This is a genomic window from Streptomyces sp. NPDC096012 (genome assembly GCF_040426375.1).
In the GTDB taxonomy this organism is placed as follows: Bacteria; Actinomycetota; Actinomycetes; order Streptomycetales; family Streptomycetaceae; genus Streptomyces.
This window is the reverse complement of the sequence record NZ_JBEOTD010000034.1, coordinates 22,851-44,864: the sequence shown is the minus strand read 5'-3', so window position 1 is coordinate 44,864 and position 22,014 is coordinate 22,851. Positions and strand designations below refer to the sequence as shown.

22 protein-coding genes are annotated in these 22,014 nt (G+C 70.9%); 10 read left to right on the top strand and 12 right to left on the bottom strand.

Annotated elements, in window-relative coordinates; all coding sequences use genetic code 11:
- Positions 1 to 224: 224 nt before the first annotated feature.
- Together ABVB68_RS27730 and mca are read right to left on the bottom strand one after the other, a co-directional pair.
- On the bottom strand, positions 225 to 476 hold the full coding sequence (locus tag ABVB68_RS27730; RefSeq protein ID WP_353603883.1) for a hypothetical protein: 252 nt from the start codon (positions 474 to 476) through the stop codon (positions 225 to 227).
- A 1-nt stretch (position 477) separates the two neighbouring features.
- Entirely contained in the window at positions 478 to 1,359 is an 882-nt protein-coding gene (gene mca / locus ABVB68_RS27725) for a mycothiol conjugate amidase Mca (protein WP_353603882.1), read from the bottom strand.
- A gap of 146 nt (positions 1,360 to 1,505) precedes the next feature.
- Here mca and ABVB68_RS27720 point away from each other — a divergent pair, with 146 nt between their 5' ends.
- On the top strand, positions 1,506 to 1,904 hold the full coding sequence (locus tag ABVB68_RS27720) for a DUF4307 domain-containing protein (protein ID WP_353603881.1): 399 nt from the start codon (positions 1,506 to 1,508) through the stop codon (positions 1,902 to 1,904).
- A gap of 190 nt (positions 1,905 to 2,094) precedes the next feature.
- On the top strand, positions 2,095 to 2,595 hold the full coding sequence (gene greA, locus ABVB68_RS27715; RefSeq protein ID WP_353603880.1) for a transcription elongation factor GreA: 501 nt from the start codon (positions 2,095 to 2,097) through the stop codon (positions 2,593 to 2,595).
- Between the two features lie 141 nt (positions 2,596 to 2,736).
- On the opposite strand, the gene ABVB68_RS27710 is transcribed toward greA, so the two are convergent.
- From ABVB68_RS27710 to ilvA, 3 genes are all read right to left on the bottom strand, one after another.
- The gene (locus tag ABVB68_RS27710) at positions 2,737 to 3,594 is read right to left on the bottom strand and encodes an ABC transporter permease (RefSeq protein ID WP_353603879.1); all 858 of its coding nucleotides are present in this window, start codon (positions 3,592 to 3,594) and stop codon (positions 2,737 to 2,739) included.
- Entirely contained in the window at positions 3,591 to 4,622 is a 1,032-nt protein-coding gene (locus tag ABVB68_RS27705; RefSeq protein WP_353603878.1) for an ATP-binding cassette domain-containing protein, read from the bottom strand. The genes ABVB68_RS27710 and ABVB68_RS27705 overlap by 4 nt, the downstream gene beginning before the upstream one ends.
- Positions 4,623 to 4,942: 320 nt before the next feature.
- Entirely contained in the window at positions 4,943 to 6,172 is a 1,230-nt protein-coding gene (gene ilvA, locus ABVB68_RS27700) for a threonine ammonia-lyase (RefSeq protein WP_353603877.1), read from the bottom strand.
- 162 nt (positions 6,173 to 6,334) lie between these two features.
- Between ilvA and ABVB68_RS27695 the strand changes: the two genes are divergently transcribed.
- The 3 genes from ABVB68_RS27695 (at position 6,335) to ABVB68_RS27685 (ending at position 7,896) form a co-directional block, all read left to right on the top strand.
- A complete protein-coding gene (locus ABVB68_RS27695; protein ID WP_503006291.1) occupies positions 6,335 to 6,841 on the top strand; it encodes a MarR family winged helix-turn-helix transcriptional regulator in 507 nt (168 codons plus the stop codon).
- Between the two features lie 145 nt (positions 6,842 to 6,986).
- Positions 6,987 to 7,493, top strand: a complete 507-nt coding sequence (locus ABVB68_RS27690; RefSeq protein ID WP_353603875.1) for a sigma factor-like helix-turn-helix DNA-binding protein — start codon at positions 6,987 to 6,989, stop codon at positions 7,491 to 7,493.
- Between the two features lie 154 nt (positions 7,494 to 7,647).
- Positions 7,648 to 7,896 (top strand): hypothetical protein, encoded by a 249-nt coding sequence (locus ABVB68_RS27685; RefSeq protein ID WP_353603874.1) that lies wholly within the window; start codon positions 7,648 to 7,650, stop codon positions 7,894 to 7,896.
- Positions 7,897 to 8,031: 135 nt separating this feature from the next.
- On the opposite strand, the gene ABVB68_RS27680 is transcribed toward ABVB68_RS27685, so the two are convergent.
- Positions 8,032 to 9,186, bottom strand: coding sequence for a cystathionine gamma-synthase (locus ABVB68_RS27680; protein ID WP_353603873.1), 1,155 nt, complete (start codon positions 9,184 to 9,186; stop codon positions 8,032 to 8,034).
- Between the two features lie 198 nt (positions 9,187 to 9,384).
- Between ABVB68_RS27680 and ABVB68_RS27675 the strand changes: the two genes are divergently transcribed.
- Positions 9,385 to 10,503, top strand: coding sequence for a hypothetical protein (locus ABVB68_RS27675; protein WP_353603872.1), 1,119 nt, complete (start codon positions 9,385 to 9,387; stop codon positions 10,501 to 10,503).
- A gap of 282 nt (positions 10,504 to 10,785) precedes the next feature.
- Here the strand turns inward: ABVB68_RS27675 and ABVB68_RS27670 are convergent, their stop codons facing one another.
- The 3 genes from ABVB68_RS27670 to ABVB68_RS27660 form a co-directional block, all read right to left on the bottom strand.
- Positions 10,786 to 11,685, bottom strand: a complete 900-nt coding sequence (locus tag ABVB68_RS27670; RefSeq protein ID WP_353603871.1) for a class E sortase — start codon at positions 11,683 to 11,685, stop codon at positions 10,786 to 10,788.
- A 118-nt stretch (positions 11,686 to 11,803) separates the two neighbouring features.
- Positions 11,804 to 12,760: a TIGR03943 family putative permease subunit gene (locus ABVB68_RS27665; RefSeq protein ID WP_353603870.1), complete on the bottom strand. Its 957-nt coding sequence runs from the start codon at positions 12,758 to 12,760 to the stop codon at positions 11,804 to 11,806.
- Positions 12,757 to 13,848 carry a permease gene (locus ABVB68_RS27660; protein ID WP_353603869.1) on the bottom strand — a complete coding sequence of 364 codons (1,092 nt, stop codon included), beginning with the start codon at positions 13,846 to 13,848 and terminating at the stop codon, positions 12,757 to 12,759. The genes ABVB68_RS27665 and ABVB68_RS27660 overlap by 4 nt, the downstream gene beginning before the upstream one ends.
- Before the next feature lie 125 nt (positions 13,849 to 13,973).
- Here ABVB68_RS27660 and ABVB68_RS27655 point away from each other — a divergent pair, with 125 nt between their 5' ends.
- From ABVB68_RS27655 to ABVB68_RS27640, 4 genes are all read left to right on the top strand, one after another.
- Complete coding sequence (locus ABVB68_RS27655) at positions 13,974 to 15,005, top strand: SEC-C domain-containing protein (protein ID WP_353603868.1); 1,032 nt, start codon at positions 13,974 to 13,976, stop codon at positions 15,003 to 15,005.
- A 309-nt stretch (positions 15,006 to 15,314) separates the two neighbouring features.
- Positions 15,315 to 15,716, top strand: a complete 402-nt coding sequence (locus tag ABVB68_RS27650) for a very short patch repair endonuclease (RefSeq protein ID WP_353603867.1) — start codon at positions 15,315 to 15,317, stop codon at positions 15,714 to 15,716.
- Positions 15,713 to 16,684, top strand: coding sequence for a DNA cytosine methyltransferase (locus ABVB68_RS27645; protein WP_353603866.1), 972 nt, complete (start codon positions 15,713 to 15,715; stop codon positions 16,682 to 16,684). The genes ABVB68_RS27650 and ABVB68_RS27645 overlap by 4 nt, the downstream gene beginning before the upstream one ends.
- A 133-nt stretch (positions 16,685 to 16,817) precedes the next feature.
- On the top strand, positions 16,818 to 17,993 hold the full coding sequence (locus tag ABVB68_RS27640; RefSeq protein ID WP_353603865.1) for a DNA cytosine methyltransferase: 1,176 nt from the start codon (positions 16,818 to 16,820) through the stop codon (positions 17,991 to 17,993).
- A gap of 24 nt (positions 17,994 to 18,017) precedes the next feature.
- Here the strand turns inward: ABVB68_RS27640 and ABVB68_RS27635 are convergent, their stop codons facing one another.
- From ABVB68_RS27635 to ABVB68_RS27625, 3 genes are read right to left on the bottom strand one after another with little or no spacing between them, the layout of a single operon-like run.
- A complete protein-coding gene (locus ABVB68_RS27635) occupies positions 18,018 to 18,899 on the bottom strand; it encodes a DUF6339 family protein (RefSeq protein WP_353603864.1) in 882 nt (293 codons plus the stop codon).
- On the bottom strand, positions 18,896 to 19,888 hold the full coding sequence (locus ABVB68_RS27630) for a hypothetical protein (protein WP_353603863.1): 993 nt from the start codon (positions 19,886 to 19,888) through the stop codon (positions 18,896 to 18,898). The genes ABVB68_RS27635 and ABVB68_RS27630 overlap by 4 nt, the downstream gene beginning before the upstream one ends.
- Positions 19,885 to 22,014, bottom strand: coding sequence for a helix-turn-helix transcriptional regulator (locus tag ABVB68_RS27625; protein ID WP_353603925.1), 2,130 nt, complete (start codon positions 22,012 to 22,014; stop codon positions 19,885 to 19,887). Before ABVB68_RS27625 ends, ABVB68_RS27630 begins: the two co-directional genes overlap by 4 nt.

Here is a 22,014-nt window from a genome sequence, read left to right as displayed (position 1 = left end):
CCAGGTGCCGGAGGGAGGGGGGCGGGGCCGAGCCCGAGGACAGGGCCCTGGGTCAGGCGCCGGGCTGGGTCAGGCGCCGGGGCGGACCGGCCGTCCACGTCGCCTGAGTCCCGCAGGCCGCCTCGGCCCCGCTCGGCCTCAGGCCCGCAGGCCGCCTCGGCCCCGCCCGGCCTCAGTCCCGCAGGCCGCCTAAGGGCCGCCCGGCCTCAGCCCTGCGCGCCGCCTCAGCCCTGCCCTGGCTTCGTCCCGCCGACGGTCTCCGCCTTGCCGCTGCCGGCGGCCTTCTCGTCGCCGGAGGCGTCCGTCTCCTTGAAGTCGACCTTCTGCATGTGCTTGCTCATCGACTTCATCAGGCCCCACACCGCCAGGGCCATCACCGCGAACACGATGAAGCCGAGGACACCGGGGGTGACCTTGTTCTTGTCGTACTGGTCGGCCAGGGAGACAAGATGCGTCGTTGCCAGGCTTGCGCTCATGTCAGGCATTGTCCCGGATGCCCGCGAAGAGGTCGTCCTCGGGGAGGGAGGTATCGACGAGGGACTTCGCCAGTTCGTACTCCTCCGTCGGCCAGACCTCCTTCTGCAGCTCCATCGGGACCTTGAACCAGCCGCCGTCGGGGTCGATCTGCGTGGCGTGGGCGATCAGCGCCTTGTCGCGGATCTCGTAGAAGTCCGCGCACGGAACGTGCGTGGTCAGGGTCCGCTCCTTGCGCTCGAACTCGCTCCACCGCTTGAGCCAGTCCCCGTACGGCGACTCCAGGCCCCGGTCGAGCATCGCCTGGTGCAGCGCCTCGGTGCGGGGGCGGTTGAAGGCCTGGTTGTAGTAGAGCTTCTGCGGCTGGTAGGCGGCCCCGAACTCGCTTTCGGGGTACTTCTCGGTGTCCGCCGCGCCCTCGAACGCCACCATGGAGATCTTGTGGGTCATGATGTGGTCGGGGTGCGGGTAGCCGCCGTTCTCGTCGTAGGTGGTGATCACCTGGGGACGGAAGGAGCGGATCTGCTTCACCAGCTCACCGGCCGCCTTGTCGACGTCCTCGAGGGCGAAGCAGCCCTCGGGCAGCGGAGGCAGCGGGTCACCCTCGGGCAGGCCCGAGTCGACGAAGCCGAGCCACTCCTGCCTGACGCCGAGGATCTCCCGGGCCTCGTCCATCTCCTTCTTGCGCACCTCGTGGATGTGCTCCTCGATGTACGCGTCGCCCTGCAGCTTGGGGTTGAGGATGGATCCGCGCTCTCCGCCGGTGCAGGTCACCACCAGCACGTCCACCCCCTCGGACACGTACTTCGCCATGGTGGCCGCGCCCTTGCTCGACTCGTCGTCGGGGTGCGCGTGAACGGCCATCAGTCGCAGCTGATCAGTCAAGACTCAATCCTCGGTAAGTCGGCGCCCCGGTGTCTTCGGGTGCGATCGGCGGCTTCTATAGTGACCGAATCGGGGCGTGAATAATTCCGGGGTCCCGCCTCAGGGGCCCATTCGGGACATACGTCCCCTTTGCCGAGAGGACGATCATGAGTACGGCGAGCACGCGGCTTCCCGAGGGCCGCTACGGCCGCTCCTCGGACGAGCGCGCCGACCGCAAGCTCAAGATCGCCGGCGCGGTGCTCGGCGCGGTCCTGCTCGCCCTGGTGGGCTACTTCGCCTACCACTACGTCGTGCAGACCGAGATCAGCGCCCAGGTGATCACCTTCGAGTCCTCGGACGACGCGGTCAAGGTGCATCTGGAGGTCCACAAGGACGCCGGCACCGAGGGCTACTGCACCCTGCGTTCCCAGTCCGCGGACGGCGCCGAGGTCGGCCGGGCGGACTTCCGCTTCAGCGGGCCGGCCACCCGCATCGACAAGGTCGTCACGCTCCGTACGACGGCCAAGGGGACGACGGCCCAGCTGCTCGGCTGTCACGCGGGCTGAGTCCCACCGGACACTCCCCGGTTTCACCCGAAGCGCGTAGGTGCTGACCTGCGTTGTTGTGATTCTGACGGCTTATGTCCTCCCCCTTACGCCGTTGAATTGTTAGGCTCGTGGTTTCGCCCATCCAAGAGGGAACATTCTTCTGGGTAGGGCGATGCTTTGTATTCCCAGTACCGACGAGGAGCACCCTGTGACCCAGACCAGCGAGAACGTCACCTGGCTGACCCAGGAGGCGTACAACAAGCTCAAGAACGAGCTTGAGTACCTTACTGGTCCTGCGCGCACGGAGATCGCCGCCAAGATCGCGGCCGCGCGCGAGGAGGGCGACCTGCGCGAGAACGGCGGGTACCACGCTGCCAAGGAGGAGCAGGGCAAGCAGGAGCTCCGTGTGCGCCAGCTGACCCAGCTCCTCGAGAACGCCAAGGTCGGTGAGGCCCTGGCGTCCGCGGACGGTGCGGTCGCGCCCGGCATGGTCGTCACGATCGCCTTCGACGGTGACGAGGACGACACCATGACGTTCCTGCTCGCCTCCCGCGAGTACGCGAGCGCCGACATCGAGACGTACTCCCCGCAGTCCCCGCTCGGCTCGGGCGTGATCGGCCACAAGGTCGGCGAGGACGCGGAATACGAGTTGCCGAACGGCAAGAAAGCCGTGGTGAAGATCCTGAAGGCTGAGCCGTACTCCGACTGAGCTGAAGGCGAGCCGTACTCCGGCCGTCCCGGTCCCCTGTGACATCGAGCCCCCGGCGTCCCCGTGACGCCGGGGGCTCCGTCACGCAGGGGGCTCCGTCACGGGCGGGGCTCCGTCACGGGCGCGGGCCAGGTCACGCCGTCACGCGGTGGCCGAGCGGTACTTGCGGACCGCGAGGGTGCGGAATATCGCGGTGATCAGGATGGAGTAGATCAGCGAGGCCCAGACCGGGTGCTGCATCGGCCAGGCTCCGGAGGTGGACTGGCCCGGGTTGGCGAACAGCACGCGGCAGGCCTGCGCGGTGGCGCTGAAGGGGTTCCACTCGGCGACGTGGCGCAGCCACGGGGTCATGTGGCTGGGGTCCACGAAGGCGTTGGAGATGAACGTGACCGGGAACAGCCAGATCAGTCCGCTGGAGGTGGCCGCCTCGGGAGTGCGGACGGACATGCCGATCAGGGCGCCGATCCAGGTGAACGCGTAGCCGAGCAGGAGCAGCAGACCGAAGGCGGCGAGCACCTTGCCGGCGTTCGTCCCACCGTTCGAGCCGACGCGCCAGCCGACCAGCACGGCGACCACGGCGAGCACGACCAGGGTCACTGCCGTCTGCACGAGGTCGGCGAGCGTGCGCCCGGTCAGCACTGCGCCGCGCGCCATGGGCAGGGAGCGGAAACGATCGATGAGGCCCTTGTGCATGTCGTCGGCGATGCCGGCACCGGAGCTCGCGGTCGCGAACGTGACGGTCTGCGCGAAGATCCCCGCCATCAGGAAGTTCTTGTAGTCGGCGGCGCTCGTGCTGCCCCCGATCCGCATGGAGCCGCCGAAGACGTAGGTGAACAGCACCACGAACATGATCGGCTGGACCAGGCCGTAGATGATCATCTCCGGGATTCTGGACATGCGGATCAGATTGCGCTTCGCGACCACCATGGAGTCGCGGACCGACCGGCTGACGGCGTTGCCCTGCGGTGCCACGCGCACGGCGTCGGTGACGGTACTCACTTCACGGCCTCCTTGCGGCTGTCCTTACGGCCCCGCCGGCCGTCCTTCCCGTCCCTGTCGGCGTCCGCGCCCGAGCCGCCGGCCTCGGCCTCGGCCACGTGGCCCGTCAGGGACAGGAAGACGTCGTCGAGGGTGGGGCGGCGCAGGCCGATGTCGTCGATCTCGATCCCACGGGCGTCCAGCTCCCGGATGACCTCGGCGAGCAGCTTGGCGCCGCCGGTGACGGGGACCGTGAGCTTGCGGGTGTGCTCCTCGACCGCGGTGTCGCCCTTGCCGAAGCCGCGCAGCACCTCCGCGGCGCTCGTGATGTGCTCCCGGGCGTGCACCACGACCTCCACGCGCTCGCCGCCGGTGCGGGCCTTGAGCTGGTCGGAAGTGCCCTTGGCGATGACCCGGCCCTGGTCGACCACCGCTATGTCGTGCGCGAGACGGTCGGCCTCCTCCAGATACTGCGTGGTCAGCAGCAGGGTCGTACCACCGGAGACGAGCTGTTCGATGACCTCCCACAGCTGCTGGCGGTTGCGCGGGTCGAGTCCCGTCGTCGGCTCGTCCATGAACATCACCGGCGGTGAGACCACCAGGGCCGCGGCCAGGTCGAGGCGCCGGCGCATGCCGCCGGAGTAGGTCTTCGCCGGGCGGTCGGCGGCGTCCGCGAGGTGGAACTGCTCCAGCAGCTCCCCGGCGCGTGTCCGGGCCGCCTTGGCCCTCATCTGGTAGAGCTGCCCGACCATCTGCAGGTTCTCCCGCCCGGTCAGGTATTCGTCGACCGCGGCGAACTGGCCGGACAGGCCTATCGAGCGGCGTACGGCGTCGGGGTGCTTCAGCACGTCCACGCCGGCGACAACGGCCCTGCCGCTGTCGGGGCGCAGCAGTGTCGTCAGGCAGCGGACGGCGGTCGTCTTGCCGGCGCCGTTCGGCCCGAGCAGGCCGAGGACCGTGCCCTCGGGCACGTCCAGGTCGACGCCGTCCAGTGCCCTTACGTCGCCGAAGTTCTTCACCAAGCCTTCGGCATAGATAGCGCCTGGCATGTATGTCTCCACGTCATCGGGGATTCTGCGGAAAGGCTAGATTTGCGCGCCCGAATCCGCCTGCGCTTTTCGCGAGGACAGACGCTCGACGGCCACGCGATCGACCCTAACGCGATGTATCGCGTCCCTCAAGAGAGTCCGGCCCGAATGGGCACGAACGAGTGATCCCGCGACGCCCCGACAGGACGTCGCACGAGCCGGTGACGGCGAGTCGAGCGGGACCGTGTTCGGCAGCTGCCCGCGCACGGAGCGGGCCCCGGGCCGATCACGGCGCCACCGCGCAACCGCGTCGGTCGGCGGCCCGCGACCGCCCGGCCTCGTCAGTCGATGACCGTGTAACCCGCGTCCCGCAGGGCGTGCTCGACCTCGACGCAGTGCTCCGGGCCCTTGGTCTCGAGGTGCAGCTCCACCTCCGCCTCCGTGAAGCCGAGCCGGGGGTCGGTGCGGACGTGGCTCACGTCGAGCACGTTGGCGTCGACCGCCGACATCACCCCGAGAAGCGTGGCGAGAGCGCCCGGCCGGTCCGTCAGGCGCAGCCGGACCGCGAGATAGCGGCCCTGCGCGGCCATGCCGTGGCGCAGCACGCGCTGCATCAGCACCGGGTCGACGTTGCCGCCGGACAACACCGCGACGACCGGGCCCTCGAAGGCGTCCGGTGCCGACAGCAGTGCCGCGACCGGACTCGCCCCGGCCGGTTCCACGACCAGCTTGGCCCGCTCCAGGCACAGCAGCAGCGCCGCCGACAGCCGGTCCTCGCTGACCGTGCTCACCTCGTCGACCAGTTCACCGATGATCCCGAACGGGACCACGCCCGGCCGCCCCACCTTGATGCCGTCGGCCATCGTCACCGGGTTCTTCAGGGACACCGGGCGGCCGGCCGAGAGCGAGGGCGGGTAGCAGGCGGCCCCCTCGGCCTGGACGCCGACGATCCTGACGTCCGGCCGGAGCGTCTTCACCGCCACCGCGACGCCGGCCGCGAGCCCGCCACCGCCCATGCCGACGACGATCGTGCGCACCTCCGGGCACTGCTCCAGGATCTCCAGGCCGACCGTGCCCTGCCCGGAGATGATGTCCGGGTGGTCGAAGGGGTGGATGAACACCGCGCCCGTCTCGGCCGCGTAGTCCTCGGCGGCCGCCAGCGTCTCGTCGACCACCTGCCCGTGCAGCCGCACCTCGGCGCCGTACTCCCGGGTGGCGCTGATCTTCGGCAGCGGGGCGCCCTTCGGCATGAACACCGTGGCGTGCACGCCCAGCAGGGAGGAGGCCAGTGCGACGCCCTGCGCGTGGTTCCCGGCGCTCGCCGCCACCACGCCGGCGGCCCGCTCCTCCGGCAGCAGCCCGGCGATCCGGATGTAGGCGCCGCGCAGCTTGAACGAGCCGGTCCGCTGGAGGTTCTCGCACTTCAGGTGCACCGGTGCGCCGACCAGCTGGGACAGGTGCCTGCTGCCCTCCATCGCGGTCACGCGTGCGACGCCCGAGAGCATCTTCTGCGCTCCGCGCACATCGTCGAGGGTGACGGAACGCAAAGGAGCAGCCGTGCCGTAGCTCATGACTCCAGCATCGCAGTTCGCAGTCGTGCACGACGGGTGTGACCAAGCTCCGAGACCGGTTTGCGCAGCGCAGGTACGCCCCGGCGCCGGGCCGCGTACCCTGTCCCCCAACCCAGCAGCCCTCCATGAAGCGAGCCTCCGGCCATGCCCACAACACCTGAAATGTCGATGGACATGACGACCGTCGGTGACACCGGTCTCCTCGACACCCTCCAGCACGAGGTCGCGGTGTTCGCCCGCCGTGCCGAGCAGACCCGCCTCGGCGGCGTCGGGCAGGTACGCAACTCCATGGACCGCGCCGCCTATCTGCTGCTCAACCGCCTCGACAACGAAGGCCCGATGGGCGTCAAGGCGCTGGCCGCGAGCATGGGCATCGACTCCTCCACGGTCACCCGGCAGGTGGCGCCCCTGGTCGACACCGGGCTCGTCAAGCGCACCTCGCACCCGGAGGACGGCCGCGCGGTGGTGCTCCAGCTGTCCCCGCGCGGGGCCGCCCGGCTGGAGGAGGTCCGCTCGTCCCGGCGGCAGCTCATGGCCGAGCTGACCCAGGACTGGGCGCCGGAGGAGCGTGAGGAGTTCTGCGCGCTCCTGACCCGCTTCAACAGCGCGCTCTCCGCCCGCATGACGGTGCAGGGAGTGGCGCCGGGCGAGCAGCCGCCGGCCTCCTGAGGCCCGCCCGCCGACCCGGCCGGTACCGGTGGGTTCCGGACCCTTGACCCCGGGCCGCCGCTGGCCTCATATGAGACCGGGCCCTGCGTCGTACGCGGTGTCGCCCGTCCCGTACCGGACAGGGCCCCTTTGAGGGGGAGGCGCGGTGCGTGATCGGCAGGTGGCCCGCGATGCCCGCCGGGCCCGCGAGTTCGAGGCGTTCGTCGCGGGCGCGGCCGGGCGCCTGCTGCACACCGCCACCCTGCTCACCGCGGAGGCGCCGGACGGCAACCCGCGCGCGCGGCGCCTGCTCACCCGGGCCCTGGCCCACACCTACGCCCGCTGGGACCGGCTGCTCGCGGAGGATCCGTACGACGGCGCACGCCAGTACCTCGCCACGCGCTTCGCCCGTGCGACGTGGCACCGGTACGGCGTCCTCGGCCGCGCCCGGCGCCCGGATCCGCGCAGTCCGCTCGCCGCACTCACGCCGCAGGAGCGGCTGATCCTGGTGCTCCGGCTCTACGAAGGTGTCGCCGAGGAGCAGACGGCGGCCCTGCTGGGCCTGCCCCGCGAACGCGTCCGCACCATCTGCGACCGCGCGGCGGCCACCCTGCTGCACCCGGTACGACCGCCCGCCACGCGGGCGATGAACACGAAGGTGGCACCGTCGTGAGGCGGCGCGCCACGCTCATGGCACCGCGCGCCTTCGGCCTCGGCTCCGATTCTGACTCGGACCTGGGCTCCGACTCCGACTTCGGCTCCGTCTCCGGATCCAGCTCCGGCCGACGGCGGCCGGAGCGGCGGGGACGGCGAGCGGGGGCCCCGCGGTGAACCGGGCCGAGCGGGAGGCGGCCGTGCGGCGGATCATGGAACGGACTGCGCCGCCGGTGCCACTGGACGTGTACACGGAGGCGGTGCGCCGCGGCGAACGCCTGCTGCGACGCCGGCGGCTGGCCCGCCGCGTGCTGTGGCTGCTGGCGTGCGCCGCGGCCGTGGCGTTCACCGTGTGGGCCGCGCGCACGCACCCGTGGGCGGAGCCGCCCTCTGACACGACTCCGCCGGTCACCGGTTGGTGATCGGCGGAGTGCACCGTCCTTCGGCGATCACCCGTCGGCGATCCCTCACCGCCGGTCGGCGGAGTCGACCGGCGAGGCCGTGATCACGGCCGGCGATCGACGGAGCCGATCATCGGCGAGGTGATCGGCCGGCCGTCAGCCGAGGGCCTGCTGCAGGTCCGCCAGCAGGTCGTCGACGTTCTCGATGCCCACGGACAGGCGCACCAGGTCGGCGGGGACCTCGAGGGCGGAACCGGCCGTGGAGGCGTGCGTCATCCGGCCGGGGTGCTCGATCAGGGACTCCACGCCGCCGAGCGACTCGCCGAGGGTGAAGATCTTGGCGCGGTTGCACACCTCGACGGCGGCCTCCTCGCCGCCCTCGACCCGGAAGGACACCATGCCGCCGAACGCCTTCATCTGCTTGGCGGCGACCTCGTGACCGGGGTGCTCGGGCAGGCCCGGGTAGAGGACGCTCGTCACGCGCGCGTGCCGGGTGAGCATGTCGGCGATCTTCGTGGCGTTCTCGCTGTGCCGGTCCATGCGCACCGCGAGGGTCTTGGCGCCGCGCAGCACCAGCCAGGAGTCGAACGGGCCGGCGACCCCGCCCATCGCGTTCTGGTGGTAGGTCAGCTCCTCGCCCAGCTCCTGGTCGGAGACGATCAGCGCGCCGCCGACCACGTCCGAGTGACCGCCCATGTACTTGGTCAGGGAGTGCACGACCACGTCCGCCCCGAGCGCCAGCGGCTGCTGGAGGTAGGGCGTGGCGAAGGTGTTGTCGACGACGAGCTTCGCGCCCGCGTCATGGGCGACCTGAGCGACGGCGGCGATGTCGGTGATGCCGAGCAGCGGGTTGGAGGGGGTCTCCACCCAGACGATCTTGGTCTTCGGAGTGATCGCGGCCCGGACCGCGGCCGGGTCGCTGCTGTCGGCGACGGACCACTCCACGCCCCACCGGGTGGCGACCTTGGCGAAGAGGCGGAAGGTGCCGCCGTAGGCGTCGTTCGGGATGACCACGTGGTCGCCGGGCCTGAGCAGCGTGCGCAGCAGGGTGTCCTCGGCCGCCAGGCCGGACGCGAAGGCGAGGCCGCGGCGGCCACCCTCCAGCGCGGCGAGGTTCTCCTCCAGGGCGGTCCGGGTCGGGTTGGCGCTGCGGCTGTACTCGTAACCGCCGCGCAGCCCGCCGACGCCGTCCTGCTTGTAGGTCGAGACCTGGTAGATCGGCGGGACGACCGCGCCGGTGAGGGGATCCGCGGTGTTGCCCGCGTGGATCGCGAGGGTCTCGAAGTGCTGACTGATGTGCCTGTCGCTCATGTGTACCGAGCGTAGTGCGCCTGGCCGGATGCTGACGCCCGCCCGACGCGTGAAGCACCGACGGAAGGGTTTTCCCCCGGCGCACGGGGCGGCACCGGCGGCGGGGGGCAGCCCCGTCTGTCATGGCCCGGCCCGGAGTTTTCCACAGGCTGGTGGCGGGGTTGGCCAATTGTCGGCGGCGTCTGGTTCGCTTGGGGCATGGCGATTCTCTGGCTGCTGATGGCACTGCTCCTGATGAGCTTCGCCCTGCTCACGGTCGTGCGACGTAGGCGCGGGGCGATCGAGCAGGTGCACCCGGGTCACCCGGACGCCGCCGACCCGGCGGACTACGGCTTCGTGCTCCAGGAAGAGCTGGACATACGCATGCCCGGTCCGGACCAGGATCTGCTGGACGTCCTGGAGCTGGTGCAGCGCACCCAGGACCACCGGGCCGCCGCCCAGCTGCTGGCCGGCACCGAGACCGGGGGAGAGACCCGCTGGCAGCGGGTGCAGGCCTTCGCGGGCGCCGCCGCGCTGGAGCTGCAGCAGCGGCCCGGCGGGGTGCACGAGACGCCGGGCGGCCAGTGGCTCCGGGTCTGGCGGGCCGAGCAGCCCAAGGACGCGGGCGGTGCCGCCGTGCACGCGGAGTTCCTGGTGCAGCAGGCCTGGCGTACGTCGACACCGGGCACCGACGACTTCCGGATCATCATGGAGGAGGCCCGGGACGCCTGCGGACAGGCGGCCCTGCTGGCCCCCGGCGACCCGGTGCCGTACATCATCGAGCTGTCCATCGCCCGCGGACTGGGTTACTCACAGACCGAGTTCGAGCAGCTGTGGCTGAAGATCCTCGACCGCGCCCCGCACCACATGGGCGCGCACCTGGCCGCGCTGCACTACTGGTGCGAGAAGTGGCACGGCTCGCGCGCGCAGGCGTACTCCTTCGCCGAGGCGGCGGCCGCCCGCGCCCCACAGGGCTCGCTGCTCGCCGCGCTGCCGCTGTTCGCGGTCTTCGAGCACCTCCCGGAGGTGAACCTGGTCGCCGGCTTCTACCGGAGCGAGGTCGTCACCAAGGCGATGCACGGCGCGCTGCACGCGGTGCACGCGGCCCGGCCGGACGACCCGATGCTGGCGCACGTCCGCCACCTGCTGATCTTCTTCCTGGTGCGCGCCGAGCGCTGGGCGGAGGCCATGCAGCAGCTGATACACGTCGACGGTCACGTGGGTGCGCTGCCCTGGACGCTGTCCGCCGACCCGGCCGCCGAGTTCGCCGTCTACCGCGCACTGGCCGTGGCCGGCTACGAGGCCAACGGCGGCAACCCGGCGACCCTCCCCGGCTGACCCTCCCGCGCCGCGACGCGTACAGCCACTCCTGAGCCGCCCGGCACTCCGACGTGTACGGCTACTCGGGACCGGCCCGGCGCCCCGAGCCGTGCGGCCACACGCGTGCCGCCCGGCACTCCGACGCACACCGCCGGTCCGGGCGACGACGGCGCGGGCCTGGCCGAGGTCAACCGCCGCTCCCGCAGCCCCGGATCGTCGTGCGGAACCGGGAACCATGTGTCACGGCCGCCGCACGGACGTCACCGCGGCCGCACGGACGTCACCGCGGATGCATGGACGTCACCGCGGCCGCACGGACGCGAGTCTCCCCCAGATCACCATGCGGTACCGCGAGGTGAATTCGGGGGTGCAGGTGGTCAGGGTGATGTAGTAGCCCGGCTGGTCGTATCCGTAGCCGGGGCGGACGAGGGAGCGCGGTACGGGCCGGAGGACACCCGAGTCCGTCGCCGATGTCCGGGGCAGCACCTTGTCGACGTCGTACGTGTAGGTCGCCGACCGCGTCTCCACCCGGATGTCGTCCCCCGGCCGCAGCCCGGGCAGGTACCGGAAGGGCTCGCCGTGCGTGTTCCGGTGCCCCGCGAGAGCGAAGTTCCCGGCCTCGCCGGGCTGTTGAGTGCCGCGGTAATGCCCCACATACCCCTTGTCGAGGACGTCCGCCTTGCTCACGCCTTCGGCGACGGGGACACGGAGGTGCAGCCGGGGGATCGTGAGCACGGCGTACGCCTGGGAACTGCGAGGCGGCGCCACCGGGGGGTACGTCCGCCGCGGGCCCCCCGCGGCGGGGGTGTCCGTGGGAGCGGGGCCCGGATGCGCGCCGGCCCCACCAGCCCCGCCACCGGCCCCGCCACCGGCGTCCGCACCCGCGTCGGCGCCGCCGGCGTCCGCACCCGCGTCGGCGCCGCCGGCGTCCGTACCCGCGTCGGCGCCCCCGGCGGCCCGGCTGTCGGCACGGCCGTCGCCGTGGCCGCTCCCCCACTCCCGCTGCAGCGCCTGCACCGTCCGCTCGGCCCCGCGCCGCGCCTCCCGGTTGGTCCACCACAGGTGGTGCACGACCAGCAGCATGAGCAGCACCCCGATGGTGACGAGCACCTCGCCCCCGCTCCACAGCACCCGCCGTCGCCGTGCACGTCTGCGTCGATCGCGGTGCCCCACGACCCGCACGCCCGACGAAGCCCGCATCCGCACCCCACCTCCACCGGAAGCCGCAGGCACGATAGGCGCACCCGCCTCAACTGGCCAGAGCCGCGAGGGTCCGGGGCCACCGCGCCGGCGCCCGGCCGCCCCGGGCGATGCCGGGTCAGCCGAGCGGCAGGGCGTCCTGGTAACCGTTCGACGGCCGGGCGACCTTGGCGACCGTGCGGGCGTCGAGCGCGACCGGCGCGGACCTGGTGCCGAGTCGTCCACCCGGGTGCCAGGTGCCGGTGACCGACACCCAGGTGTTCGCGGGCAGGACGGGCCCGCCGTGGATGCGCACCTTCACGGACTGGGCGTCCGCCGCGCAGCAGTTGAGGATGATCCGCGTCAGGTCCCAGTCCCCGGCCCGGCCGCCGGGCGTGACGAACCCGACCATCCGGATGCTGCGTCCCCTGACGGCCTGCGTGCGATCCTCCTGGACCCGGCTGGTGAAGTCGGACAGCGTCATCGGTACGGGCGAGGTGTGCGGCAGCGGGTCGAAGTCCGAGGTGTGCGTGACGGGTCTGGGCGGCTGCCGGGAGGCGGTGTAGGCACCGAGGGCGGGCGGGGCGTAGCAGAGCAGGCTGAGCGCGGGCAGGAGAAGCAGCCAGGCGACGCGAGGCACGGAGGAGTGGTCGTGCCCGTGGTGATCCTGGGGATGCTCCTGGGAGCCGTCCTCGTGGCGGTGAGCGGGGTCGTTCTGGGTGCCGCCCGCCTGGCCGTACCCGGAGCGGCCGTCGGAGCCGTACGCGAAGGGGGCCCGGGGCTCGTGCACGGAGCGGTCCTGGGGGCCGTCCTCGCGACCGTGACCGGGCCCGCCCTCGCGGCCGTCCCCGCGATGATCCCCGCTCCCGCCGGCGCCCCCGCTCCCGCCGGCGCTCCCGCTCCGGATCCCGCGGCCGTGGCCGCGATCGAGGACGGCGCTCGCGAGCCCGAGCAGGAGCAGTACGGCCCCGGAGACGATCAGCAGCGGACGCATCCCCTCCTTCACGTACCGCAGGCACAGGTCGGTGAGGAGGGAGACGTGCAGCAGTCCGAGCCCGCAGAGGACGAGCAGTGCCGCCTGGGCGATCCGTTTCACAGCAGCACCCCGCCCACCAGCGAAGCGCACACCACGGCCACGACGAGGGTGGCGGCGGAGAACCGTACGGCGAAGGCCCGCCCGAAGGTCCCCGCCTGCAGGGCGATGAGCTTCAGGTCCACCATCGGCCCCACCACCATGAACACCAGCCGGGCGACCACCGGGAACCCGGTCAGCGAGGCGGCGAGAAACGCGTCGGCCTCGGAGCACACCGCGAGCAGCACGGCGAGCGCGGCCAGGAAGAGCACGGACAGCCAGGGCGCGTCGGAGAAGGTGTCGAGCACCGAGCGCGGCACCGCCACGTTGAAGGTGGCCGCCGCCATGGCCCCCAGTACGAGGAAGCCACCGGCGTGCAGGAAGTCGTGCTGGAACCCGATCCGGAACTCGTCCCACCGGTTGCGCCCCGCCTGGTGCCCGGTGTGTCGCAGGGCGGGCCGCAGCCATTCCGGGCGACCGAACCGCAGCCACAGCCAGCCCATGACCACGGCGGTGGCGAGGGAGGCGAGCAGCCGGGCCGGCACCATGGCGGGGTTCCCGGGGAAGGCGATGGCGGTGGCGGTCAGGACGACCGGATTGATGGCGGGCGCGGAGAGCAGGAACGCGAAGGCCGCCGCGGGGGCGACGCCGCGCCCGATGAGGCTGCCGGCGACGGGCACGGAGGCACACTCGCAGCCGGGCAGCACGGCCCCGGCGAGCCCGGCGACGGGCACGGCGAGCGCGGGCCGCCGCGGCAGCACCCGGCTGAAGACCCGTTCCGGTACGAAGGCGTTGATCGCCCCCGACAGGGCCGTGCCGAGGAGCAGGAACGGCAGCGCCTGCACGGTCACGGCCAGACAGACGGTCCGCCACGCCTGTGCCGCGGGAGCGTCCCCCCACCGCCCGAGCAGCACGACGACCGTGCCGGGCACGACGGCGGCCCCGATGAGCAGCAACGGCCAGTGCCGGGGCGGCTCCGGCCGCGAGGCGTACGGGGCGTGTGCCGTGTCCGGCACGGGGGCGCCGCCCGCCCTGCCATCGGTAGCCCTGCCGTCGGCCGCCCTGCCATCGCCCGCGCGGCCCTCGGGGACCAGCTGACCCGTCTTCCGCATGCCGGCTCCGTGTGTCGACGTCCGCGGAGAAGATACCGGTACGGCGTGACGCGACCTCGCCCGGGGACGGCCGCGGGGCCGCCTCTCCCTCACGTTTGTCGGCGGCCGGCAGTACGGTGTCCCCCATGCGCCCCGACACGCCTGCCGAGAACGTCGACCACACCGCCGAGGCCGCACGCCTGGAGCGGACCGCCGGACTGTATCCCGAGGACGCCGAGGCCCTGCTGCTGCGAGCGGCGGCCCATCTCGAACTGTCCGGTGACCGCCCCGCGGCCACCACGCTCTACGACCGCCTGCTGTCGTCGGCCGAGGAGCTGGACGAGCCCGCCCTGATCCGCGCCCTGAAGGCGTCGAACCTGTGGGAGTACGGCCATGAGGCCGAGGCACGGGCGATCATCGACGGCGTCCGCGCGGCCGCGCCCCGCGACCCCGCGCCCTGGGTGATCGTGGCCGAGGCCCTCGAGTCCCACGACGAACTGGAGGCGGCGGCGGAGACGTTCACCCAGGGAGCGCGTCTGCTGCTGACGGACGAGACCGAGCCCCCTTCCGCGACGCACCCCCTCCTCTACGGTCGCCACCGCGTCCGCCGGATGCAGGGCCTGCCGCACGACGACTGGGACACCCTGGCGGACACCCTCCACGTGTCCGCGTCCGCGTCCTCGGTCTCCCTGGACGAACTCCACGACCCCAAACGCGTGTGGTCCCTCGGCTCGGAGAACCCGGCGGAACTCGAGGCGGAGATCACCCGCCTCCGAGCGGAGCTGGGCGCCTACCGCGAGGCCCTCTCCCGCCCCTTCCCGGTGGCGATCCTCCACTGGCCGGCGCCCGAGCTGGCGGAACTGCTGGCGGCGTACCCCGCGCTGTCGACCGAGTACCCCTCCCACGAGGAGCACCTGTCGACCATAGAGTCCTCGTTGCGCGAACTGTCCTCCTCGGGCACCCCCAACCTCGGCATCGTCACCGGCACGGTCCCCTCCTACGAGGCCTTCGCCGCATCGGAGGGCTCCTCCCCGGACGACCCCACCCTGCTCCCCCAGTACGCGACGACCCTGGCAGCCCGAGGCCGCGCGGTGGCCTGGCCGCCGCAGCGGGGGGTGGCTTGCTGGTGCGGGACCGGGCGGGGGTACGGGGAGTGCCACGGCACGTTGGGGGTCTGAAAGCGGGCGGCGCCCCGGCCCGGTAAGGGAAGGGCTCTGAGTCCCCACCGCCGGAGATCGGTGCGGTTGCCTTCCGATCCATGGTGCAATCGACAGAGCAGCCGGGGTCCGACGACTCGATCGGTGCGCACGAGCCCGTGACGAGGCCAGGTCTCCTCACGCATGTCGTCCGGGGCTGGCCTCGCCGGGCCCCCGGGCGATCGACTCGTGCGGTGGGACACGGAGGGCATCGGAATCCAGCCAGATCGTGAGTGAGGCACAGGCGTCTTGATCACAGTGAGGCCGTCGTCGCCCGCCGTATCGGCGCGCATGAGCAGGCAAGCCAGCAAGAACACGGCCGCCGAGCTGACGGTCCGGCGCCTGCTGCACGCGGCCGGACTGCGCTACCGCGTGGAGTACCCGGTGCCGGGCATGCCCCGGCGCCGAATGGACGTGGCCTTCACCTCCGTCAAGGTGGCCGTCCTGATCGACGGATGCTTCTGGCACGGCTGCCCCGAGCACGCAACGCAGCCGAAGTCGAACGCGCAGTGGTGGCGTCAGAAGCTCGACCGCAACATGGCACGTGATGTGGAGACCACCGAGCACTTGGTGGCTGCCGGATGGATGGTCCTGCGATTCTGGGAGCACGAGCCGCCGGAGGAGGTGGCCCTGCGCATCGCTGCGGCGGTGGAGCTCCGGAGGGCTCAACGGGGACGGGGGAACCATCGGTGAGCGGGCTGACCTTCGTGGACGTGTGCTCGGGGGCGGGTGGACTGGCCCTCGGTCTGGAGCGGGCCGGCTTCGAGCCGAGACTGTTGCTCGACGAGGACGCCGATTCATGCCGCACGCTGAAGGCCAACCGGCCGCAGTGGACCGTGCTGCAGGCGGACCTGCTGGATTTCGACCCTGGCGAGCATCCGAAGAGTTATGACGTGGATCTGCTGTCCGCAGGTCTGCCGAGGGTGAAGTCCAATGCGACAGCCGCTCGTGCGGAGACGGGCGACGAGGAACGCCTTCTGCGGGCTGCCGTCTACCTCGCCCACGCGGTCGGACCTCGCGCGCTGCTCATCGAGAACGTGCCCGCACTCGCGGACTCGGACAGGTTCCGCGACTTCCGCGACTTCGCGCACGCAGAACTGCAGCACCTCGGGTACGAGTTCAGCTGGTTCATCCTGAATGCCGCCGACTTCGGGGTACCGCAGGAGCGCAAGCAGGGCGTGCTGGTGGCGATCAAGAAGCAGTGGTTCCCCTCCTTCCGGTCGCCCGCCCCCACCGTGACGAAGCACGTTTCGGTCGGTGAAGCGCTGGTCGACTCGATGCGGTCACGCGGCTGGAAGGACGCCGACCGTTGGGCGGCCCAGGCCGTCACCGTGGCTCCTACACTCGTCGGCGGCTCGAAGAATCGCGGTGGGGCGGACCTGGGTCCTTCCGGGACTAAGCGGAAGTGGGCGAAGGTGGGGGTGAACGCCCACTCACTGAGCAATGAGATCCCCGGACCGGAGTTCGTGTGGGCACCGGATCGTGGCAGAGAAGGCATGGTGCAGCTCACGGTCGACCAGACGGCCGTGCTCCAGAGCTTCCCCGAGGACTGGGAGATCACCGGGAGAAAGACAGCCCGATACCGGCAGATCGGTCACGCCTCTCCACCCCCGGTGGGTGAGGCGCTCGGCCGAGCCATTGTCCGGGCGCTTCATTCCTGACCGGAAGGACCAGGTCGCGGCGGAAGCAGCCGGCCCTGGGACGACTGCAGAAGACGGGGGCCGTACACGTCCGCCACGCCGGCTACACTTCCACCTCATGACCCGAGCACCTCACCCGGACGAACCCGTCATCGTGGATCTCTTCGCGGGACCGGGCGGCTTGGACCTCGCGGCCGAAGTGCTCGACGTGCCCACGATCGGCGTGGAATGGGAGGAATCCACCCGAGCGACCAGGGAAGCCGCAGGCCTGCTCACCACCGAGATCCCGGACGTGGCAAAGGTCAACCCCCTCGACCCGGAAGTCGCTTCGGCCCGCGTCCTCACCGGAGGGCCGCCCTGCCAGACCTACTCGGTGGCGGGCAACCGCGAGGGACACAAGGCTCTCGAAGTGGTGAAGCGACTGGCCCGGCGCGTGGGGGAGAGCCAGACCGTCGGCCAGCTGGAGACGGCCTGGGCGACGGTCGAGAACACGGCCAGGGCGGAGTCATGGACCGACGAACGGACCGGCCTCGTGCTCCAACCTCTGCGGTGGATTGTCGAGAAGAAGTTGAAGGCGGAACCTTACGAGGTGGTGGTGCTGGAGCAGGTACCCACCGTGCTGCCCGTATGGAAGACGTATCGTGACATTCTTCGTGACCTCGGATACGACGCGGATTGCCACATCCTGCACACCGAGGAGTACGGGGTGCCACAGACTCGTCGTCGCGCGGTGCTGATCGCCCGCCGTCGAGGAACCGACGGGCAGAGCCTCGCGTTCCCGACACCGACGCATCAGCGCTACCGCAAGGGAGTGGAACGCCTCCCCGCAGCGCGAGAGAGCACAGCACCGACCAGCGGGCAGCAGGACCTGCTGTTCGGTGCCCCGGCTTCCGCCCCAGACCGGCCGAAACCCTGGGTCTCCATGGGGGACACGCTCGAGGAATCACGTCGCACCGAGTTCGTCGTCCGCTCCAACTACGGATCCGGCGGCGACCCGAAGAAGCGAGGCCTGCGCACCCACAACGATCCGGCTGCCACCGTCACCGGCAAGGTACGGCGCAACAGGGTGTACGACCTCAAGGGCTACCACAAGAACGGCGAGCCCGAGCTGGGCCCGGAGCAAGAGCGTCTCACCCTCCGCGAGGCCGGCCTGCTACAGACCTTTCCCGCCGGTTACCTCTGGCAGGGCACCGATGTCGCGCAGCAGATCGGCAACGCGATTCCCCCACTCCTGGCCGTGCACGTGCTGTGCGCAGCACTGGGGCTGGACGAGGGCCGCAAGGATCGCGCCATCGAGGCACTGAAGTCCTGGCGCCCTCCACGCCGTTAGCGGGAACCGTCACGTCCGGTCGGGTCAATCCTCCTCCGTCACCTGCTCGCCCTCTTCCCTTCCCCGCACGGGCGCGTCCGCGAACAGCTCGGCGAAATGCTCCGTCAGCCGCTCGACCGCAGCCTCGGGGGCCCGGTCCTCGGCAGGACCGACGGGAAGGGGGCGGTGATGTACGGAGATGCCCTCGTCCCCCTCGTCGATCCATCGCCGCACGACTTGCGCATCCCGTTGTCCGTCCGGGGCGACCACGTCGTACATCAACGTCGCGGCCGCCGCGTTGACGACCTTGGCCAGGGCGTTGGCCTCGCGTCCTGTCCGCACGACCCGCCGTTCCAGCAGCCTGACCAAGGCTTGCGCCGTCGGCCGATGGTCGATGACGTCCAGTCTGAGCGTCGTGTTCAGCATGTCCTGGTTGCCGCAAGCGATGACGACCGGCCCGTAGTCGGGTCCGTCACGGAACAGTTCGGCCGCCCACCAGAGTCGGGCGAACGCCTGCTTGTAGTGCGGACCTTTGAAGTAGCGGGCGTTGACGGTTCTCTGGGATTCGGAGAGATGCCGCCAGACGACGAAATCCGGAGCGACGCCGAGTGCAAGGTAGTTCCACAGGCCGGGATCCGCTGCCTCAGCGCGCGTCAGACGCAGGATCGCGTGCAGGCGAGGGGCGAGCCAGGCGTCGGCCTGCGTCGGCCTGTCGTCCCGGTAGATGTACATCGCGTCGTCGATCAGATCCCGGATCGCGCGAAGTCGCCACCGCGGACTTTCGGGCAGCGGCTCGACTGTCTGATTGAGGGCGATCCCGGGGACATTGTCCTTGCCGGACAGCAGACCGTCCGTGATGAACCGAGCCGCCTCCTCGTCGGCGAGCCGAGCCAGGTACTCGGGCAGGTGATCGGGCCTCTCCGTCATACCTCGTCCTCACGCTTGAGTCTGTCCAGGCCGCGTACGGTCTCCGCGAGTGCCCTGGGCACCTCGGCCCGGCGCATCGCCGCGTACTGGATGCGCGGCTGGAGTTCGGTCCACCCCGTCGCCCCCACACGTCGGCGGTGCACCTCGCGCAAGGCATCCTCGAGAGTCCGCTCGGGCACGACGTCCGGAAGCATCTCCCTGAGCACCTCACCCTGCCAGCCGTACGGGAACAGCGGGGTGCCGTCGTCCTCGATCTCCAGGTCACCGATGGCCGAGTGGAATACAGCGATCCACACGTCTGCGGCCATCTGAGCCACCATCAGTTCGTTGACGAGTCCTTCCGGCCCCCGCCCCTCGGCGCCGAGGACATCCGTCATGCCTTCGAAGTCGGTGTTGATGTGGACGGTGGGCAGGACACCTGCCGCGTTCACTATCCACGGGGCGTCGGTGAAGCCCTGCAGCCATCGCGGCCCCTTGGCGAACCCGACCTCCCTGATGTCGAAACTCTGCTCCCGTGTCGGCGTGTCGCTGCCCGCGTCGATGATCCAGTCGTCGGCCGCTTCCCCGATGATCCGTCCCGGGACCCCGTCGACGGTCGCGACCACCTGGACGGTCAGGCCGGCACGGTCGAGGAGATCGGAACGCAAGACCTGCAGCTCACCCCGCCATTCCCTGCCCCCTTCCGACTCGGGGACCAGCTTCGACATGACACGGGTGTTGGTCGTCCGTTCCGTGAGCACCGCCACCACAGCTACGTCCGACCACGGACCGCCCGGTTCCGTGGCCTTCGAGGGGATCGTCGCCGAAACGGTCAGCGTGACGGTCTCCCAGTCCTCGGTCTCCGCCAGGCCCAGGGCGACGACACGCTCGACCACGGAGCGCGCACGCGAGTCGAGCTGCTCACGGGGCTGCTCCGGTGCCTTGACACGCACCGCGTCCACCCGGAGTGAGACAGCTCCGCGCAGGCGCAGGTAGGGGAACACCTTCATGACAGCGACTCCCCTTCACCGGTTCGCAGCTCGACGACGAGGCCGCTCAGACTCGTCCGTACGGCGTGTGTGGCGGGGTCGGTCACACCGCGGAACTTCGCGGACCGGGCTCCGTCACTGAAGCGCAGGACACCGTCCGTCACCTCGCAGTTGTCCACCGCCACGAGTTCACCCCAGGCGATGGTGGGACGAGGGCCGGAACGCACATCGAACTTTGCCACCGGGACGAGTCGCCAATCGTGCCCCCCGGTAGGGATGCTGATCTCGCCCACCACATGCCAGGCTCCGTTGTCGAGTACCTGCGCGTCGAGTTCCTCCAATACGGGCAGGGTCGCGGCAGACAGCCGACGTTTCTTCTTCCCCGCACCGACGGTCAGCTTCGGGGCGAGGCGCCCCCCACCCGTCCTGGTCCCCTTCTTGGGCCGGGCCACCAGCGTCTTGATCGCCGCGTTCGTCTCCCTGGTGAGGGAGCTGATCCGTCGAAACGCCGACGGCGAGTAGATGAGCGTCAGTTCCTCGGTCTGACCCCATTTGTTGTGCTCGGGCGGCTCTGCGGCGCGCAGGAACTCCTCGGCCTCGACCGCGAACGAAGCCTGCCCTCCCGCGGCTTCACCGGCCAGCAGCACGGCCTGGAACGGATTGACGGCCAAGGGCAACCCGGGCACTGCCGTGTCTCGCACCGTCATTCGGTTGCCACGCATCGCCACGACACGGTTCGGCTTGCCGTCCGCGTCCTCGGCGTCCGTCACAAGGAGCACGGCACGGTGTTCTCCGAGGGAGGCTCGACCACCGCCCCGGACGGGCAGGTTGAGGGGAACGGTGGTCGCGGCGACCTGGCCGGACTCGGTGAGTCGGTCCACGGTCGTGCCGTCGAGGAAAGCCTTGAGTGCGCGGGTGCGGGAGGGCTGGGTGAGCGTGGGGTCCACTCGCTGCTCCGCGATGACCTCGGCGCCGTTGCGCAAGGTGCGTACGGAGGCCTCCAGGAGTGGCAGCCGGTCACCACCCCCCGTCATGGCCGCCCAGAAGTTCTTGCCCAGAGCCCGCACGAGTCTGCGATGCATCCGTTGGATGGTGTCGTCGTCCTCGCCCTCGTCGCCCTCGGGCACGGAGTTGTCGTCGGCGAGGCTGGCCACGTCGTGGGCTCCCACGATGAGGAACGACGTTCCCGGTTCGCTGCTCTCACGCGACAGGTGCAGGGATTCGACGGTCTCCTCGTCCGCCCACCAGGAGCGTGCCACGGCAGCACCGGGCGAGTCGGGGTCGGGACGACCCAGCCACGCAGGACCGGCCCACGGCCGGCCGTGCACCTGACGCCACGGCAGGTCGAGGCGACCGATGAGGCGACGCTCGGTACGCCCCTCATGCGGTTCGGACAACGTGGAGTTCATGAGGACGAGGCCGAGGCGGCTGGTGGCCCACAGAGTGGCCTTGCCCAGGCCGTACGAACCACCTGCCGAATTACCGGACTTGTGGCTGTCGAGCTGACGCCTCACCACGGCGGCGAAGCGGCCGTCGTCGTAGTCGTCGCCCGTCAGACCCGCCGCGTTGTAGTCGTCCACTCGCAACAGCACGACACGATCGCGCTCGTACATGTCGCGCAGTCCGGCGTCGATGACCCGGCCGACCTTCTGGTCCTGCGCGGCAGCCGCCTCGTAGTGCGGGAAGAGGTCGTCCCAGTGGATGGCTTCGCGAAATCGGGCCAGCGTCTCTCCGGTGAGCTCGTGCAAGGTGTAACGCACCCGCACGGGGCGCCCGTCGGCCGTGAGTCGTTCGTCCAGGCTGTTCTGGCACGTCTCACGAGCCAATACCGACACGTCGGCATCGAAGGCGAACGCCGCGGCGTTTCCCAACTCCCGTCCTCCGTCGGCGTGACCGGGGCGGTGGTACCAGCCGACGGGCAAGCCGGCCTGGGTGTCGGTGGTGCGCGTGTGCACCGTGGCCAGGTCGGTGTTCAACGCACGAGCGATACGCTCGATCGTCTCAGGACGCGGGGTCGCCCGTCCGGTGATCCAGGCCGAGACAGCCGCCCGCGTCACCTCGACGACCTGGGCCAGCTCCGTCTGCGTCATGTCGGCGAGCTTCAACTGCCGCGCCAGCCATGGACCGAAGTCCTCGCCTGCTTCCAC

Coding starts and splice junctions, on each gene's coding strand:
- ABVB68_RS27730 (WP_353603883.1), bottom strand. CDS start 476: ATGAGCGCAAGCCTGGCAACGACGCATCTTGTCTCCCTGGCCGACCAG.
- ABVB68_RS27720 (WP_353603881.1), top strand. CDS start 1,506: ATGAGTACGGCGAGCACGCGGCTTCCCGAGGGCCGCTACGGCCGCTCC.
- ABVB68_RS27705 (WP_353603878.1), bottom strand. CDS start 4,622: ATGCCAGGCGCTATCTATGCCGAAGGCTTGGTGAAGAACTTCGGCGAC.
- ilvA (WP_353603877.1), bottom strand. CDS start 6,172: ATGAGCTACGGCACGGCTGCTCCTTTGCGTTCCGTCACCCTCGACGAT.
- ABVB68_RS27695 (WP_503006291.1), top strand. CDS start 6,335: ATGTCGATGGACATGACGACCGTCGGTGACACCGGTCTCCTCGACACC.
- ABVB68_RS27680 (WP_353603873.1), bottom strand. CDS start 9,186: ATGAGCGACAGGCACATCAGTCAGCACTTCGAGACCCTCGCGATCCAC.
- ABVB68_RS27675 (WP_353603872.1), top strand. CDS start 9,385: ATGGCGATTCTCTGGCTGCTGATGGCACTGCTCCTGATGAGCTTCGCC.
- ABVB68_RS27670 (WP_353603871.1), bottom strand. CDS start 11,685: ATGCGGGCTTCGTCGGGCGTGCGGGTCGTGGGGCACCGCGATCGACGC.
- ABVB68_RS27660 (WP_353603869.1), bottom strand. CDS start 13,848: ATGCGGAAGACGGGTCAGCTGGTCCCCGAGGGCCGCGCGGGCGATGGC.
- ABVB68_RS27655 (WP_353603868.1), top strand. CDS start 13,974: ATGCGCCCCGACACGCCTGCCGAGAACGTCGACCACACCGCCGAGGCC.
- ABVB68_RS27650 (WP_353603867.1), top strand. CDS start 15,315: ATGAGCAGGCAAGCCAGCAAGAACACGGCCGCCGAGCTGACGGTCCGG.
- ABVB68_RS27635 (WP_353603864.1), bottom strand. CDS start 18,899: ATGACGGAGAGGCCCGATCACCTGCCCGAGTACCTGGCTCGGCTCGCC.
- ABVB68_RS27630 (WP_353603863.1), bottom strand. CDS start 19,888: ATGAAGGTGTTCCCCTACCTGCGCCTGCGCGGAGCTGTCTCACTCCGG.